Genomic DNA, 14130 nt, shown 5'->3' with positions numbered 1-14130 from the left:
GCATCGAAGCGTCGACGGCCGAAGATCTTCCCGCGAAATGAGCCAACGGGACTCAACCCTCAGACCATGACCACTAGTGGTGAAAACCTGACGCTTGGTACCCGGCGCAGAAGGCGGCTCCCGGTGGCAACCGGTCGTTCAGCGCCCCATGCGAGCACGAAATTCGGCAGTCGAATTGGTTCGGGGAAACGGTTCCGAAGGCAATTGTACACCGAGAAAGGCACAAAGCGACCCCCACCCTTCGGAGACCTGATAAGTAAGAAGGCGCTCGGGCGGCAGCGTTGCTCTCACCGTTGCGTTATGTTCTTCATAGACGGCGATTGCATGATGACGGTCATTAAAGCGACCTCCAAAGACACCATTGCCAACTACTGCCACACCGAAGGACCGTGGGTCATTGCTGGCAGCGTCCATCGAAAGTCCTATTGTTTGCGCCACGCTGTCATACCAGGCTTCGGGGTCACGAACTGTGAGAACAACCTTTGCATCAGGGTAGTGATCGCTCACTTCGCGCCAGAAATGCGCCGTTGGCCAATCGACAGCGGAACGATAGCCGGCATATGCCAGATCCCAGTTCGGGAGTTGTCCCTGGCCCGCGGCGCGCCACAGCTCTTTCTGTTCGGGGTTGGCATTCACGTCTGCCATATGGTGGCAAGGCCCGAATCCAAGATGCTCTAATGCCAGTTTCAGCGAATACGTGCCGGTGCGACCCATGCCCGCGCCAATGACATCTAGAGACATGAGCATCCTCCGAGGTGACTCAATCGCTCAAAATACCGCCCTTCCTCCTATTTCGCTACATGAAGCTCTCCGGGTCGATTCCTGCCATACCCTGCGGGTACCGGGCGTCAGGTTTCACCACTAGTGTGCTCATTCCGATGGCTCCGAAGAGATGAAGCGGGTCAGAACTGACAACCTTGGGACCGGCCACAGAGGCAAGCCGCTCGCGGGGAATTGGGATTGGAGATCTGGTGGCAATCAAGGCCACCGTCCGCAGACGGGTCACTGAGGACCGCGTCAGCGTCTCCATCCCGACCTACGACTTCCCGCATTCGATCATTGACCATACGAAGGTGAAGAAGGGGCAGCAGATCGAGCTTACCTGCGAGGTCACGCGCATAGACGAGGAAACCGGCAGGGTGACCGTCGACCTGGGAGCACTGGTGACGGTCGACATCGACAAGATCAGGCTGGTGGAGAAATACGGCCGCAGAAGCGCAAGAAGTCACTGCGCGACATGGTAGATTAAAGTTATTGCACCTCACCATTCTCGATATGCGTTCTGAATGCTGTTTTCGGAACTGCTTGCCGTTGTGGCGCGTTCATGTTCCGTATCGGGAGATAGAAACATGTCTGTGCAAAACGAAGACTATCGAACGAACAGGGCCGACTACGCGATTGCCGTGAAGCATGACCGAAATGGAAATCGCGATAAACTGCTCGCACGAAAAAAGAAGTTGCTGGTGGCACGCGATCGGAGGTTGCTAGCAAACCCATCGGAAAGCGCGCCGGAACCGAAAGCCAGGACGCGCGGTTAGCGCGGCCGGCGTCGGACGCTGCTATGCCGACTGGACCATACTCGACGGCAAATGTCGTCGATTGAATCCCCAAGGTTCGTAGGGTTCCATCTGCGGACCCCATCTGCCGGCCGGCGCCCTACAGGCAATCTACCCCAACGCTCCCCAAGCGCCCGCCAACTTCAACAAATCATCCCCGGAACCGCTCGGTGGTCCAATGGATCTTGCCGTCGATCTTCATCGGCTTGTGGATCATCAGGCGCTTTGGCAGGTGTTCGGGGTGAACCTCGAGCAAAGTGATCTTCACCGTCGGCTTGCAGCGGCTGCAGTCGAATTTGAGCTTCAGTGGGTCGACACCGCCGCCGTAGACCATCATCAGGTCGGCCGAACGGCAGTAGCGAACATTGCCGCAGCTGCATTCCGCCTTGACGAGCATGTTATGCCGGGTCGCCTTGCCCAGCGTGTCGATCGGATCGTGCGCCATGCCAATAGAAAAGGAACATTTTCCTCGCCGGTCAAGGCGCCCTTGACATTTTTGTTCTCATTTCGTTCACTATTGGCCCAGCAGCACCAGGAAGCACGGGATGATGCGCAACCGTGGCCCCTCGCCTGCCCGGATCGATCGCGAGTGGCCGCATCAAGTCGCTCTGCCTGACGACCTATGCACGGGGCGCAGCTTCACATTGATCCGGGAATTTTGCGAAGAGCGCAGGCTGGCCCCAAGGAAAAGGCTGGTGCAGGCGATATGGCCGGACCACAGATATGAAAACTGGCGGCTCTACTGCTTCACGGACGAGGCCTCCGCACAGGCGTTCCTTGACCGTTTCCCAGGCGTGATGTTCGATCCAAAGCGCGACCGGGAAAATGGCAAGGCACAAGGAGTCTGGCGCCGAACGGGCGAGTACAAGAGAATTCTCGATCTCGGGCCGCTGAGCGTCCCTGAGATCCTGCGCAATTGAGGCAACGGCATGTGCGCACGTTTCACCAGGTATATGCCATGGTCGGGGATCCACCGGCTATATCGACTGACCGCACCCGCCGAAATCGGCCGCAACGACGCGCCGCGCTACAACATCGCGCCCACGGAAGAAGTGCCGTTCGTCACGGCCGGCGAGAATGGGGATCATAAGCTGCGCCAAGGACGGTGGTCGCTGGTGCCATGGTGGGCGAAGGAAATGCCCAAGGCGGTGATGTTCAACGCCAGGATCGAAACGGCCGATACGTCCGGCGCATTCAAAGATGCCTTCCAGTCGAAGCGCTGCCTGGTCCCTGCCGACGGATTTTACGAATGGACGATATGGCCGGCCGACAAGAAGTTCCATCCTTGGCACATCTTTCTGCCGGAGCATCAACCGTTCTCATTTGCGGGACTCTGGGCCTACAATTCCAAACTCGAAGTCACGAGTTGCACGATCATCACCGGGCCGGCTTCTGACCCAATGAACCAGATCCACGAGCGCCAGCCCGTCATCCTCGACCAGTCCGCTTATGAGGCTTGGCTAGATCCGGGGACGTTAGCGGAAGCAGCAAAGCAGCTGGTTGATCTCAACCTGAATGGCCAACTGCAGTTCTACCAAGTGAGCCGGGATGTGAACGCGACCGTGAAAGACGGGAAGCCGAATGACAGCCCGCACATGATCGAACCGATAGCGCTGCTATGAGCGACGAGATTATCCGCCTTCCCGGTGCAATGGAGCCCGTTACCCGGCCCGGCATTCAGCATCATAGGTGCGAGCACCCCGGCTGCGGCAAGAATGCAGGATGGGGCTTTGCCAGGCCGCGGCAGACGCCGCACTGGTTCTGTTTCGAGCACCGCGCCGACGGTGAACAATTTCTGTGAGGAGGCGTGATGAATCAGACCGCCAAGGCGACGGACGGTCATGCTAATTAATCAACTATGTGGCTATTCTGACACAGCAATTTTCAACATTTGAGTTACAACCCATACGAGAGTGGTTTGACCGAGGGGCGAATTTATGCGGATTTTTTCAGGAATTTTCTTGGCTGCGGCCATGAGCGTAACCGGGGCCTATGCAGCAGATGTGGTAGAACCGGTGGCCTCCATGGATCTCCCATATTCATGGACAGGCTTCTATGCCGGCGCAAACGCGGGCGGGGCATTCGGGGATGTTGACGGCGACTTCATCGGAATTCTCGGAAACGCCGACATCAGCAATTTCACCGGCGGTGTCCTGGTGGGTGCGAACTATCAGTACGGGCAATGGGTCTTTGGTATTGAAGGCGATATCAATTATCTCGGCTTTGAGGAAGAATTCTCGCCAGGCGGATTCGCCGGCGGCCTCGGTGCCGAAGCTAGCTTAGATGCTTTCGCCACGATCCGTGGCCGGGTCGGCTTTGCCTTTGATCGCTGGCTACCCTACTTCACCGCCGGCGTCGCGATGGGCGATGTGGAGATTGATGAGCACGTCTTTGGCGAGAACGAGAGCAAGTTCCAAACAGGCTATGCGGTCGGAGGCGGCCTGGAGTATGCGTTCAATAGCAATTGGAGTGCACGCGCAGAATACCTCTACGTCGATCTTGGCGAGGAAGATTTTGGCTTCGATGGTGCTGGTGCTGATCCATACGACGTGGAGACGAACTTCAGCGTCGTTCGCGCCGCCATTGCCTATAAGTTCTAACAAGGGCCAAGAATCGCATAGCAGTATGCTAACTGGTGCTGATGGTTCAGCCCACCAAGAGCTGACGGCCTAACCGTCGTCAGCCGCTTCCTCCCAGAAATCCTGCAACGACGCGTGTCGAAGGTCTTCCTCGCCCCTTAGATGCTTCACGCGAGCTTTGATCCCCGGCTTGACCCACTGCGTTGCCGGCCGCTTTGGCATGTCCTTGGGCGGTGGCCCGGCGTGTTCCTGCACCCGTTTCCAGAGCCGCTCCCGCATCTCGCGGTTGACGCTCACGAACGCACTGCCGACATATTTGCGGGTGCCGGGCTCGGCCATGAGGGCGAAAGCCGGCTTGCCCCTCTCGCGTTCGACGCCAAGTAGCTCGAACTCGCTTTCGGTGAAGGACTTGGTTTTCAGCCAATTGGTGGTCGGGCCGCTGCGATATTTGCTGTCTCGACGCCCAGGCCGGCCGCGTCGATCAGATGATAGATCGCATTAGCCTCGCCTGGCATGGTCTCACTGAACTGGATGCGGCTGTCAGACCCTATGAGACCGGCCAGGATTTCCCGCCTGTCCTCCAGCACCATGTCGCGCAGATCGTGGCCGTTGAGATGCAGGAGATCGAACGCGACGAAATAGAGGTCGTGCTGGCGCCTGGTGATTGCCTTGCGCAGCGCGGCAAAGTCCGAAAGGCCAGCCTCATTCAAGACGACGACTTCGCCGTCGATGATGGCGTTCTGTACGTTGAGACCTTTGGCTGCCTCGGCCAGATCGCGGTATTTGGAGGTCCAGTCGAGTCCGCGGCGGGTGAAAATCCGAGCGGCGCCGGCGTCGATGATGATCTGGGAGCGGTAGCCGTCGAATTTGGCTTCATGCATCCAGTCATCGCCTTGGGGCGGCTTGGCGACCAAGGTAGGCATCATCGGAGGAATGAACTCAAGCCGGCCGCCGGCACTCACTCGTTTAGGCACCAAATTGACTCTAGGCTCATCCGATTTGACAGCCAGTGGAACGGAACGTGACCATTTTACTAAATTAGCAATGATGAATGTAGAGCTTATGGTAGAACTAGCCGGCGACCGCCCCAAACCCCAGCCGGTCAGGCCCGGCGGCTACTCGTGATCCTTGAGGGGCTGTCGGGCCGCTCGAACTTAATTAGTGGAGCGTAGCAACCCCTCCTCCTCGGCCGCGGCCTCGAACGCCTTTCTTACATCGTCGGGCGTGCGCTCGCCTTTAATGAGAGCGACGCAGGCCTCGATGGCCTCCTTCCACTTAGGTCCCCACTTGGTCCACTTCATGAGTTCCGCCGCGGCACCCTCGACATTGGTACATACGTAGGTGAACCCAAGTCGGTCGGTTCCGATGTAGACCGGAGGGTGAAACCAATGGATACCCATGAGGGTGCCGCCGCCATTTCCGCCTGAGTTAAGAACGGTTGGATCGCCAGCCATGGCTACCTCTCCTACCTCTGAAATTATCATTGGCCGGCAAACGGGACGGGCTAGCCAAAGTGAACGGAACGTGGTTCCGCGGCTCCCGGCGGGGTCGTGGCCAAGTGCGCGTGCTTCTGGAAGATCGCAATTTTGTCGGGGTAGGTAATCCGGATCTCGCGTCCGCACCCCTCGCACTTGTAATGGGAAACGACCTGAAACCAGCTGCCGTTCCTGATGACGGTGAAGTTGCACTGCGGGCATTGGAAAGTCAGGCCAACAGAGAAAAGGCTGGGAGAGAGGGACATTGCAGCGCTTCGCTTTCTTGAGTGCTTAACGGCGGCTCTGGTTAGTCCAGCGTCTCGACCACAAAGGATGCAGCAATAAAATCGTCGGCATCGATTCTGCCCTTGCCGTCCTCCATTACGGCTGCGACCTTTTGAAAGGCCTTCAGTTCACTTTCGGTAATCCGGGCGCCGCGCATCCTCTCATTGAGGTCGGCCACGCGCATTCGCAGCGCCTGAGACGCTCCAATCTCACGGTTTGACATGGCGATCACATTCCTCCCTTGATGGCTTCCCGCCGCACCTTTCGGCACGGCGGGCTGTCCTCCCAGTCGCATTCGTCATTCGATAATTTTGATGATCTTGCGTGTGCCCGGGTCAACGACAACGGTTCGGTTGTCGACGACAACGGTGCGGTATTTGGTGTTGGGGACTTCATGGAGCTCGACCGTCTCGGGCAGGGTTGAGCCGATATTGAGCTCCACTCCGGGGATTTTCACCGACGCGAGCGGCTGCTTTTTCACATATTCCCTGATGACCGTCTCCTGTTCAGGCTCGATGATTACGTCCTGCGCGGCAGCGGCGCCGATGCCTGCCAGCAGCAGAAATCCCGCGGCGAAAGTTGAAAGATGCATTCTCATAATGGGCTCCTTGCGTGAGTTCCGCTGAACGGCTCGTCGTGCCAGCCCCACCCAACCTCAGGCCGCCGCAAACGTTCCCTGATTGGGCTTCGGTCTGCTCAAAGGTCGGACCTAAGTCTGACATTGCTGTCCGCATAGGGGCTAGGACGGGGCGCAGCCCGGAACCGGGACTGCCAGCACTCGTTGCTCGCCATGTGCTCACAGGAGAGAGACCATGGAGAATAGTATCCACCAAGCTCGCTGGTTACTCGCTCCGGTGTTCGCCGTATCGATCACGTTCCTGGCGATAGGAATCATCGTTAGCTAGGTAGGGCCACCCCACTTGAGATCTGCGCAGCTAAGTCCCTTCCTGCGCTGATAAAGGACCACCCGCCATTCCTCGATTTGGCGGGTGGTCCGATCAGGCTGGCCAGTCCGGCTGGGCGAGGCCTGTCAGCGATCAAGGTCAAGTGGGCGGCAATCACCTCACAGCAGGTCTTCGGCAACCCCGTCGAACTTCCTGAGGCCTACGCTTGGAGGCTTCTGCTTGAGAAGGCCCTGTTCAGAAGCGGCCGCCTCGAAGGCAGCGAACGCGGCATGGTGACTGCAATGTCCGGCCAAGCATTCCTCGACCATTCGGATTGCCTCAAGTCGGGACGGCTTGTCCATAAATGGCCATGGTTGCTGAAGCGCCGTCTCAGCATCAGGTATCGACGCAACCAGCATCGATCTGTGATTCAGGTAGATCGTAATCGGTATAAACGCCGGCATCTTTGTCGCTCTCCAGAATTGAAGTGGCTAAACGCAAAGACATGGCGGTGGTTGCATGAAGTTCGTCGGGGCTGTGGGGGCTTTGCGTTGCGTCTACCGACCTAACGGCAGTTTTGACGCTAAGACGAGTTCGTCCTCGTCAGTGATACCGGCCGCATAATTTGCAAGGATCCGGGACGCGAGGGCCTCACGTAGATGTACGGGGTCGCCCTCCCTCTTGAGCCGGTCGAACACACGGCCCAGCGTAGCTACTTCGGATGCACTGAAGACGCCAGATTCTTTGGCTTTTCGATAAATCGGCATACCACCCCCCTCCGGCTAAAACATAATACGATTCAGGAGAATCTCGGGCAACCAAAAAACCGCCGCGCCTTTCAGCGTGCGAGACGCCTAGTCTTTCACGATGGGGCCGCGATTATATCTAACGAATGCCTAGCGCTTGGCAGCTAGAGCCTTTGCTTCCCGGAGCAACGATGCCCAATGGAGCCCGAGGAAGACGATAAGCTCTCGGGCCTGTTCTTCGGTGATGCCGGTTTCTTTGACCAACCGTCGAACGACGATATCAATGTTGTTCGGCGCCCTATCCTGTTCGTCAGCCATAGGAAAGCTCCTTACGCCAAACTTCCCTATTTCGCACTTGTTCCCAATCGCGCGCAACGGAAACTCAAAGCGCGCTATGTAAGATACCAACTAGCGATGGCGTACCCTACCAAGCCCAGCATTGAGAGCGCATACAGAACCAGGAAAAACGGAACTACGGACGGTTGGCTGTCGAGGGCGGCATCAGTTTCTTCCAGTTCCTCGACCAGATTGCGATCCCGCCTCCTGGCCTTCGTGACCACCAAACCGTGCGGCCCAATTTTACTCTCAGTTTCTCTCGAAATTCTTTTCGCGATATCGGCTCGGATCACTGGATCCTCGGGCAGCTCGCCCGGAAACCACTCAGGAAGATTGTCGCCATCGTTCTTGTCCATGGCGCCAACAATGTTCTCTGCCTCACCTATGTTCCAAGCTTCTTAATGTAGAATTTTGACAAAGGCGCGAACCCCAACGGCGTGGGAAGGGAAAGGGCGGCTGTCGGGAACGACAAAATCAACCGTCAACCAGCCACCCAGACCAGCAGTGCGACACCGATGGCGTAGGGAACCAGAACAACCGCTAGCGCGACCCAAAAACCTGGGTCTGCCAAAGCGGCCAACTCACTGAGAAGTTGCCTCATGCCGGCGAAACGCGCACCCGCGCCTGGTGTTCCGTGTGTGAGCAGAGCCCGCGCCCCATGAGAAAGGACGCGGGCCGATCGGTGCATATGGGCGCCAGGTGCAGCGCGCCTACTACGACTTCTTGGTCTTCGAATTCCGCTTCGGTTTCGGTGCCGATGCAGCAGGGAGAGCAGTCTCGGCTTTAAGTCGTTGCTCCCGCAGCCGAGCCGTCTTTGCATCTCGTGCGACGCGCTCAATGTCTATTAATGCCCGCGCAGCATCCGACGTGCGCTCCTGTCGGTCGTGTCTTTCTTTATCGGTTAAGCCTTGCCTTTCCCGCATTCCCTGTCTTCGGTCTGACGGTACGGCGCTTTGTTGCCGCACCGAACCATTGTCGCCAGATCGTGTTCCCCCCAAACAACAAAAAAGCCCGCCGTACATCGGTAAGGCGGGCTGCATAGACTCCCAAAAGCACACGCCGCTCCTCTGGAACCCTTCAACCACTTTGCCGCCGCAGTAACAGCCCCTTGCTTGAGATGCGGCTTCGGGTGAAGGTGCGGAACCACGGGCGACGGTGCGCGTTAGTACGACCCTTGTGAGGATGTGCCATGCCAGCTCGCCCAATCGTATCGACAGCCGCGGCGATCCTGTTCGCCGCCACAAGCATGGCTTACGCCCGGCCGGATGCGCGCACCATGACTTGCGAACAGACGCAGCAGCTGATCCAGAGCCGGCGCGCAGTCGTCCTGACCACCGGCCGCAACACCTATGATCGATATGTCCGCCAATTTGGCAATGAGTGCGACCGGCCCGCCGTGCCCGTCGCCTCCTATGTCCAGACGCTTGAGGGTCAATGTCGGGTCCATCGATGCGCGGAATGGCAGCATTTCGATTTCCCGTGAGCCGGCTTTTGATCCAATGTCTGTTCGCGCGACGTCTCTGCCCCGCTCTTCACGGAGAAAAGCGAGAGAAGCCCGCGCCTCTGGCGGAGCGCGCGGGCCCCGATCGGGCCGCATCCCGATCTGCAGCGGGCAAGCGGGGGGCCATGCCCACTGGTCACAGACAATTTTTAGAACTCTCTAAAGTTCCACCCTCACTAGGACCTCGGAAATTGCAGGAGCCGGGCGCTTGGCACTTCCGGCACGGCGGCTTATTGCGGCGCTATGCCTTTAACGAGAGGAAGGTTTCCCGGTCGCCCATACCCTCTGCCAAGATTCCGCTGCCGACCGACTAGGGCAGCTTCTGGACAGCGCATCGGCCAAACAGGTGAAGCCGGCGTTGGGTTCGCTCCGCCAACGCAAACGCTTGCAAATTCCTGCACTTGCCGATGTCTTGATCAGCGTTCGCAAAAAGCGCCGACGGAAGGAGCCGGGTTGAGAGACCGGTCGGCGGCCCTTTGGGGAAGGTGGAACGTTTTCGCCCTCCTTGCCGTTGAAGCGGTCGGGAGAACGCTCGTGGTGGACCAAGTCGCGCAAGTTCGAACTGGTAGCTGCATTTGCCGCGGCGTAACGTTTCGCGTGACCGGCGATCCGCTTCGGGTTGGCATTTGCCACTGCAGCGACTGCCGCAAAGCCAGCGGGTCGATTTTCTCTGCGTTTGCAGTGTGGCCCCGAGGGGCATTTGAGCAAATGACGGGTTTCACCAGTACGTACGCGGGCAGAAGCTTCTGCTCGACTTGCGGCGGACGCGTGCCGTCGATCCGCGACGACGAAGTGGAGGTTATGATCGGGGCCCTCGACGAGGTACCATCGGACCTAACACCCGAATACGAACTCTGGACCGTACGTCGCGAAAGCTGGCTTAGTCCTCTGCCATCCGCAACGCAGTTCGAAAAGGACGCAGAAGCCCCCGGCAATGAAGCCGAGGTAGAACCACCTGAGCCCGCAAGCTAAAGGACGCAGGCACAACGCCAGAATGAAGGCCGCGGCGAGCAGCATGGCGACTAGTTCCCAGTTAATCCGGTAGATCATCGATCGATGTAGGCCCGCGCGGGTTTAGAATCGCGGCGGTAGATTCTCCGTGGAATGCAGCCGCTGTGGGGTCCGTCGTTGTTCCCTCAACGGCGGCGGGCTCCCCCTTGGCAGGACCCGTCAGGGCAGCTATGGAGTTTCGTCCCGACCGGCCTTGCCGATCGCCTCAAGCAATGATGCCAGCGTTGGCGGCAGTTCTGGTTCGACCTCCAGCCCAAGCAGCTTGTGTACGTGATGACGATTGTCTTCGGTGCCGATCAGCTCCCGAACGGCGTCGGCAAGGGTCTTATGGCCCGCTGCATCACGCTCTGCCATGTCGCCATGTCCCAACCCCGCCCGAGCCGCAACTCGCAGGTCACGGAATGGTTCCGTTAGGAGTCACGAATGTTTTGGGACCTAGGGCCACGTATGTCGACCATCAAATCTTAATCAGATTGTTGGGTTCGCTCCGCCAACGCAAAGGCCTGCAAATTCCTGGACTTGCCGATGTCTTGATCAGCGTTGGAAATAATCGAGAAGAACGCCGCACGGGCGATGTCCTTTTTCGACGCTTCCGGATGCTCCTTCTTTGCAGCCTTCAGGAGCTGTTTCGGTGTCATCTCTGGCGTCACTACCCGCATCAGCGTGTCGCTGATCGCCTGCAATTCGGTCGGGTTCATAAGAGGTTCCTCAACAATGGGTTGCTAACGTCCTCTTCTCTAAATGTCCCCCCGGTGTCTTCTGTTCCGGTAGTTGGTTGGTCGGAATGTTTGGAACAAATTTCTGAGCGCGAAGGACTGGCTGATCAACCGGGAGCCATTAGAGGATCATTCGCTTTGGTCGAAGGCTACCGCGCGCCCAAATGCCGGAGCCGCTGCCACGATAAGCTCGATCAGATCACAGTCGGTCACTTCCCAATGGGGGCCATCTTCGCGCACCGCTGCTATGGTGGCCTTAACGGAGACGATTCCGCCGTATGGCGCTGCCACGATGACCTCCGTAACAAGGTCCCTGACTGTGCGACCGTTGGTCGTCTTAACGTTCACCCGAGGGTCTCCCCGAGCCGCTGCCCAAGCTGCCATTTGTTGCACCTTCCCGGAAAAAAACAATGTACGATTTCGTACCAAAGGGGCCGGAATGTTTGATAGACTTGGCGAAAGCGTCGGCGATAACTTCACTGGATGATTGGCGAAGTAGGTCCAAACTCATATCACCGCGGCCGCCGCCCGCGCCTCCGCAATCAGCGCGGAAATCTCTCTGCGCTGCTCGATCGCTTCACAAGTGAATCGCCCGTGGCGATAAAGGCCATGCGCGGCGCCTCTGGGTGCTCCACCGCCAGCGCCATGGAAGCGACAGACGCGATGGCCACGTACAGCCGGAGCTTTGCAGCCAATCCCGCTGCGCTTGCTGCGAGCGTGACAACGCGGTGCGCGGTTCATGGGGTTATCGATCATTTTTCTTCACCTACCCCGCCCCTATGGGCGACGTTGCCGACGATGGCCTGGCCGCCTTTTTCAACGTTCACGCGCTCGACAATCACGCGCTGCTCTCCCTTGCTGCGATAGCGCTTCAGAGCCTCGACCTGGGCCACATACGTACGGGCGAGGCGGTTTAATGCCCGTTCCTGCGATTCCCTCAACTCCCACGTCTTGGCTTGTCCCATGAACATAGCGGTATTCATCGTGGCGAGGTGGATGGCGGCCATCTGGACACCTAGCGTTGCCTCGATCTGATCCTTCGGTCGGAGCCCGCATACCATGGAGAGGGCATAATTCATTTCCCCCTCACGTACCACGGAGCCGACCTGAGCAGCCTTGGCCAGTGAATCGAGAGTGCCGGCAAGGGAAGTGCCACTATCGGCCCCTATGGCTTCGGCCAGTAGCTCATAGCCGAGTGCGGGGTCAGGGTGATCCACCGCGAGCGAAGCGATGCGCTTACCACCATCGTCGCTGATCGAGACTTTTATTTGCGGAACCGGACGCCTGTTCTCGCGGCGCTTAGCGTAGGCGGCCTGTGATGCAAGTTCCCGCGCTGTCGGCTCATACGGCTTTGCAACCGGGTTTGCCGTCTCTGTCATTGGAGGGGCGGCAAAGTGGGACATGCTACGCTGCTGCCCGCTGAGAGCCTTGCGAAGCTGCTTCTCGAATGTACTCCGACAGCGTGAGGCCTCGCGTCATTGCTGCGGCGCGAAGTGCAGACTTCTCTTCCTGCGTAACCCGAAGCCGGATGTTTTCTATCATCGCTGCGCTGAGGCGCATGGTTCGATCTCCTGCGGCGAACACAGGAAATGTATCAGTGGCGGCTGGCGCTGGCGTTCCGCATCATCGGCAATGTGCGGCATAATCCGCAAACCGACACATCAAAAAAGGCGGCATCTGAGCCGCCTTCCTTTAAGAGTTTACAAGCTAGAGCGCGAACTCTTCGACACCGAGTATGTAGGCCGATTCCTGAAAACTTTCATTCTTTCAAGGGCTATTAAATTCAGGCATTCGCCTATACTTTTGCAGTCTTGAAAGCTTGACGCTTACTGCGGCTTGCCTTGGGAGATGCCAAATGCGCGTGTCCTTGCTTTTCATTCCACTGCTGCTTTTGCACATTCCGATTGTATCGCATGCCGCCGCCATCCACGACGCCGCCATGGAGGGCGATGTCGCGGCTATCACGGCGGCGCTCGATGCGGGCGCTGATGTAGATGAGAGTGATGGAAGCGCAACGCCGCTCTATCTCGCGGTCTTTATGGGCCACATCCAAGCAGCAAAACTGCTCATGGAACGGGGTGCGGACGTCAACGCCCAGACGGCTCTTGGTTCCCCGCTGATGGCGGCCATGGGGATAGACAAGATCGATCTCTTGAATCTATTGCTGGATGGGGGCGCAGATCCAAATGCCGACGGCAGCAGCCAACCCGCCCTTCATGCCGCCGTCAATCTCGGTTGTCTCGACTGCGTCAAGGCACTGGTCGAGGCTGGCGCGGACGTGAATGCGAGGGCAGAGGACGGCAAGACACCACTCCATATGGCAAAACGCGGGGGGCAACGCGAAGTTGCCGACTACCTCATGTCACACGGCGTCGTCTTGCCAACTCCAGCCCCGATCTCGATGAAGTTGGCTTCTGCCAATGTCGAGAAAGGCCGAACCTACTTCACCCGCGTGTGTGGGCCTTGCCACAACGCCGAGCCAACGGGAGGGAACAAAATAGGACCGAACTTGTGGAGCGTCGTCGGCCGCGACAAGGCAACTATGGCAGATATGCGTTACTCCGACGCCTTGCTGAGCTGGGAGGGTGTATGGACGTACGAGGACCTGAACAAATTTTTGCTTGAGCCCATGGCCACTACGCCGGGCGTTTACATGGAGATGCCTGGTGTCTCGGACGAGACCGAACGGGTCGACCTGATCGCGTACTTGCGCACGCTCAGTGACAAGCCGAACCCGCTGCCCTGAATCGATGAGTTCTCAAGCCTGCGTCGGCTAGTTTGCTCAATAGCCACCTTTGGTGGTCCCAAGGGGCGATTGAGCAAAGGCATGGGCAACCGATGAAACGTACTAGCCCCTCACCGTTCATCGACTGGTCGTCGTTTATGAGTACACGCCCTAGCCTCGCGTTGGGAATACTGGTGCAACGCGAAACTGTCTCCGGCAGCTACAATAGACAGTCCGACAGGATCGACCCGCCACGGCGCCTTAAGATGCAACTGCTTCCCAATCCCGTATCGTTTGCACCATCTGGCAATCGTAT

The 14130-nt window shown here is 58.2% G+C and carries 22 protein-coding genes; 7 read left to right on the top strand and 15 right to left on the bottom strand.

What is annotated here, in order from left to right; all coding sequences use genetic code 11:
* Positions 1–138: 138 nt before the first annotated feature.
* The gene (locus AC0L2Z_RS20720) at positions 139–741 is read right to left on the bottom strand and encodes a sulfotransferase family protein (RefSeq protein ID WP_473629175.1); all 603 of its coding nucleotides are present in this window, start codon (positions 739–741) and stop codon (positions 139–141) included.
* 230 nt (positions 742–971) lie between these two features.
* Between AC0L2Z_RS20720 and AC0L2Z_RS20715 the strand changes: the two genes are divergently transcribed.
* The gene (locus tag AC0L2Z_RS20715; protein ID WP_473629174.1) at positions 972–1244 is read left to right on the top strand and encodes a hypothetical protein; all 273 of its coding nucleotides are present in this window, start codon (positions 972–974) and stop codon (positions 1242–1244) included.
* A 463-nt stretch (positions 1245–1707) separates the two neighbouring features.
* Here AC0L2Z_RS20715 and AC0L2Z_RS20710 read toward each other — a convergent pair whose 3' ends face one another.
* Positions 1708–2001, bottom strand: a complete 294-nt coding sequence (locus AC0L2Z_RS20710; RefSeq protein ID WP_473629173.1) for a hypothetical protein — start codon at positions 1999–2001, stop codon at positions 1708–1710.
* Positions 2002–2251: 250 nt separating this feature from the next.
* Between AC0L2Z_RS20710 and AC0L2Z_RS20705 the strand changes: the two genes are divergently transcribed.
* The 3 genes from AC0L2Z_RS20705 to AC0L2Z_RS20695 all read left to right on the top strand — a co-directional run bounded on the left by AC0L2Z_RS20705 (position 2252) and on the right by AC0L2Z_RS20695 (position 4156).
* Positions 2252–2476, top strand: coding sequence for a hypothetical protein (locus tag AC0L2Z_RS20705; protein ID WP_473629172.1), 225 nt, complete (start codon positions 2252–2254; stop codon positions 2474–2476).
* Between the two features lie 9 nt (positions 2477–2485).
* The gene (locus AC0L2Z_RS20700) at positions 2486–3178 is read left to right on the top strand and encodes an SOS response-associated peptidase (protein WP_473629171.1); all 693 of its coding nucleotides are present in this window, start codon (positions 2486–2488) and stop codon (positions 3176–3178) included.
* Positions 3179–3493: 315 nt separating this feature from the next.
* The gene (locus tag AC0L2Z_RS20695) at positions 3494–4156 is read left to right on the top strand and encodes an outer membrane protein (RefSeq protein ID WP_473629170.1); all 663 of its coding nucleotides are present in this window, start codon (positions 3494–3496) and stop codon (positions 4154–4156) included.
* A 69-nt stretch (positions 4157–4225) separates the two neighbouring features.
* On the opposite strand, the gene AC0L2Z_RS20690 is transcribed toward AC0L2Z_RS20695, so the two are convergent.
* The 8 genes from AC0L2Z_RS20690 to AC0L2Z_RS20655 form a co-directional block, all read right to left on the bottom strand.
* Positions 4226–4474: a hypothetical protein gene (locus AC0L2Z_RS20690; protein ID WP_473629169.1), complete on the bottom strand. Its 249-nt coding sequence runs from the start codon at positions 4472–4474 to the stop codon at positions 4226–4228.
* Positions 4475–4551: 77 nt separating this feature from the next.
* Positions 4552–5016, bottom strand: coding sequence for an ATP-dependent DNA ligase (locus AC0L2Z_RS20685; RefSeq protein ID WP_473629168.1), 465 nt, complete (start codon positions 5014–5016; stop codon positions 4552–4554).
* A gap of 273 nt (positions 5017–5289) precedes the next feature.
* Positions 5290–5589, bottom strand: coding sequence for a DUF982 domain-containing protein (locus AC0L2Z_RS20680; protein WP_473629167.1), 300 nt, complete (start codon positions 5587–5589; stop codon positions 5290–5292).
* A 328-nt stretch (positions 5590–5917) separates the two neighbouring features.
* On the bottom strand, positions 5918–6166 hold the full coding sequence (locus AC0L2Z_RS20675) for a hypothetical protein (RefSeq protein WP_473629166.1): 249 nt from the start codon (positions 6164–6166) through the stop codon (positions 5918–5920).
* 27 nt (positions 6167–6193) lie between these two features.
* A complete protein-coding gene (locus AC0L2Z_RS20670) occupies positions 6194–6493 on the bottom strand; it encodes a DUF1236 domain-containing protein (protein WP_287260821.1) in 300 nt (99 codons plus the stop codon).
* A gap of 465 nt (positions 6494–6958) precedes the next feature.
* Positions 6959–7243 (bottom strand): DUF982 domain-containing protein, encoded by a 285-nt coding sequence (locus AC0L2Z_RS20665; RefSeq protein WP_473629165.1) that lies wholly within the window; start codon positions 7241–7243, stop codon positions 6959–6961.
* Between the two features lie 432 nt (positions 7244–7675).
* A complete protein-coding gene (locus tag AC0L2Z_RS20660; RefSeq protein ID WP_287260824.1) occupies positions 7676–7843 on the bottom strand; it encodes a hypothetical protein in 168 nt (55 codons plus the stop codon).
* A 74-nt stretch (positions 7844–7917) separates the two neighbouring features.
* On the bottom strand, positions 7918–8217 hold the full coding sequence (locus tag AC0L2Z_RS20655; RefSeq protein WP_287260825.1) for a hypothetical protein: 300 nt from the start codon (positions 8215–8217) through the stop codon (positions 7918–7920).
* An 833-nt stretch (positions 8218–9050) separates the two neighbouring features.
* On the opposite strand from AC0L2Z_RS20655, the gene AC0L2Z_RS20650 reads away from it, so the two are divergent.
* Together AC0L2Z_RS20650 and AC0L2Z_RS20645 are read left to right on the top strand one after the other, a co-directional pair.
* On the top strand, positions 9051–9344 hold the full coding sequence (locus AC0L2Z_RS20650) for a hypothetical protein (RefSeq protein WP_287260827.1): 294 nt from the start codon (positions 9051–9053) through the stop codon (positions 9342–9344).
* A 261-nt stretch (positions 9345–9605) separates the two neighbouring features.
* Positions 9606–10334 (top strand): GFA family protein, encoded by a 729-nt coding sequence (locus tag AC0L2Z_RS20645; protein WP_473629164.1) that lies wholly within the window; start codon positions 9606–9608, stop codon positions 10332–10334.
* Between the two features lie 207 nt (positions 10335–10541).
* On the opposite strand, the gene AC0L2Z_RS20640 is transcribed toward AC0L2Z_RS20645, so the two are convergent.
* The 5 genes from AC0L2Z_RS20640 to AC0L2Z_RS20620 form a co-directional block, all read right to left on the bottom strand.
* The gene (locus AC0L2Z_RS20640; protein ID WP_287260829.1) at positions 10542–10727 is read right to left on the bottom strand and encodes a hypothetical protein; all 186 of its coding nucleotides are present in this window, start codon (positions 10725–10727) and stop codon (positions 10542–10544) included.
* 110 nt (positions 10728–10837) lie between these two features.
* Entirely contained in the window at positions 10838–11071 is a 234-nt protein-coding gene (locus tag AC0L2Z_RS20635) for a hypothetical protein (RefSeq protein WP_287260831.1), read from the bottom strand.
* A 147-nt stretch (positions 11072–11218) separates the two neighbouring features.
* Positions 11219–11437, bottom strand: a complete 219-nt coding sequence (locus tag AC0L2Z_RS20630) for a hypothetical protein (protein ID WP_287260832.1) — start codon at positions 11435–11437, stop codon at positions 11219–11221.
* A gap of 404 nt (positions 11438–11841) precedes the next feature.
* Positions 11842–12492 carry a hypothetical protein gene (locus AC0L2Z_RS20625; protein WP_473629163.1) on the bottom strand — a complete coding sequence of 217 codons (651 nt, stop codon included), beginning with the start codon at positions 12490–12492 and terminating at the stop codon, positions 11842–11844.
* A gap of 1 nt (position 12493) precedes the next feature.
* Positions 12494–12631 carry a plasmid mobilization protein gene (locus AC0L2Z_RS20620; protein WP_419697165.1) on the bottom strand — a complete coding sequence of 46 codons (138 nt, stop codon included), beginning with the start codon at positions 12629–12631 and terminating at the stop codon, positions 12494–12496.
* 313 nt (positions 12632–12944) lie between these two features.
* Here AC0L2Z_RS20620 and AC0L2Z_RS20615 point away from each other — a divergent pair, with 313 nt between their 5' ends.
* On the top strand, positions 12945–13835 hold the full coding sequence (locus AC0L2Z_RS20615) for an ankyrin repeat domain-containing protein (RefSeq protein ID WP_287260836.1): 891 nt from the start codon (positions 12945–12947) through the stop codon (positions 13833–13835).
* Positions 13836–14130 lie beyond the last annotated feature (295 nt).

It is taken from the genome of Mesorhizobium sp. WSM4850 (assembly GCF_055811735.1).
This window is presented reverse-complemented; position numbering and strand designations above follow the sequence as displayed.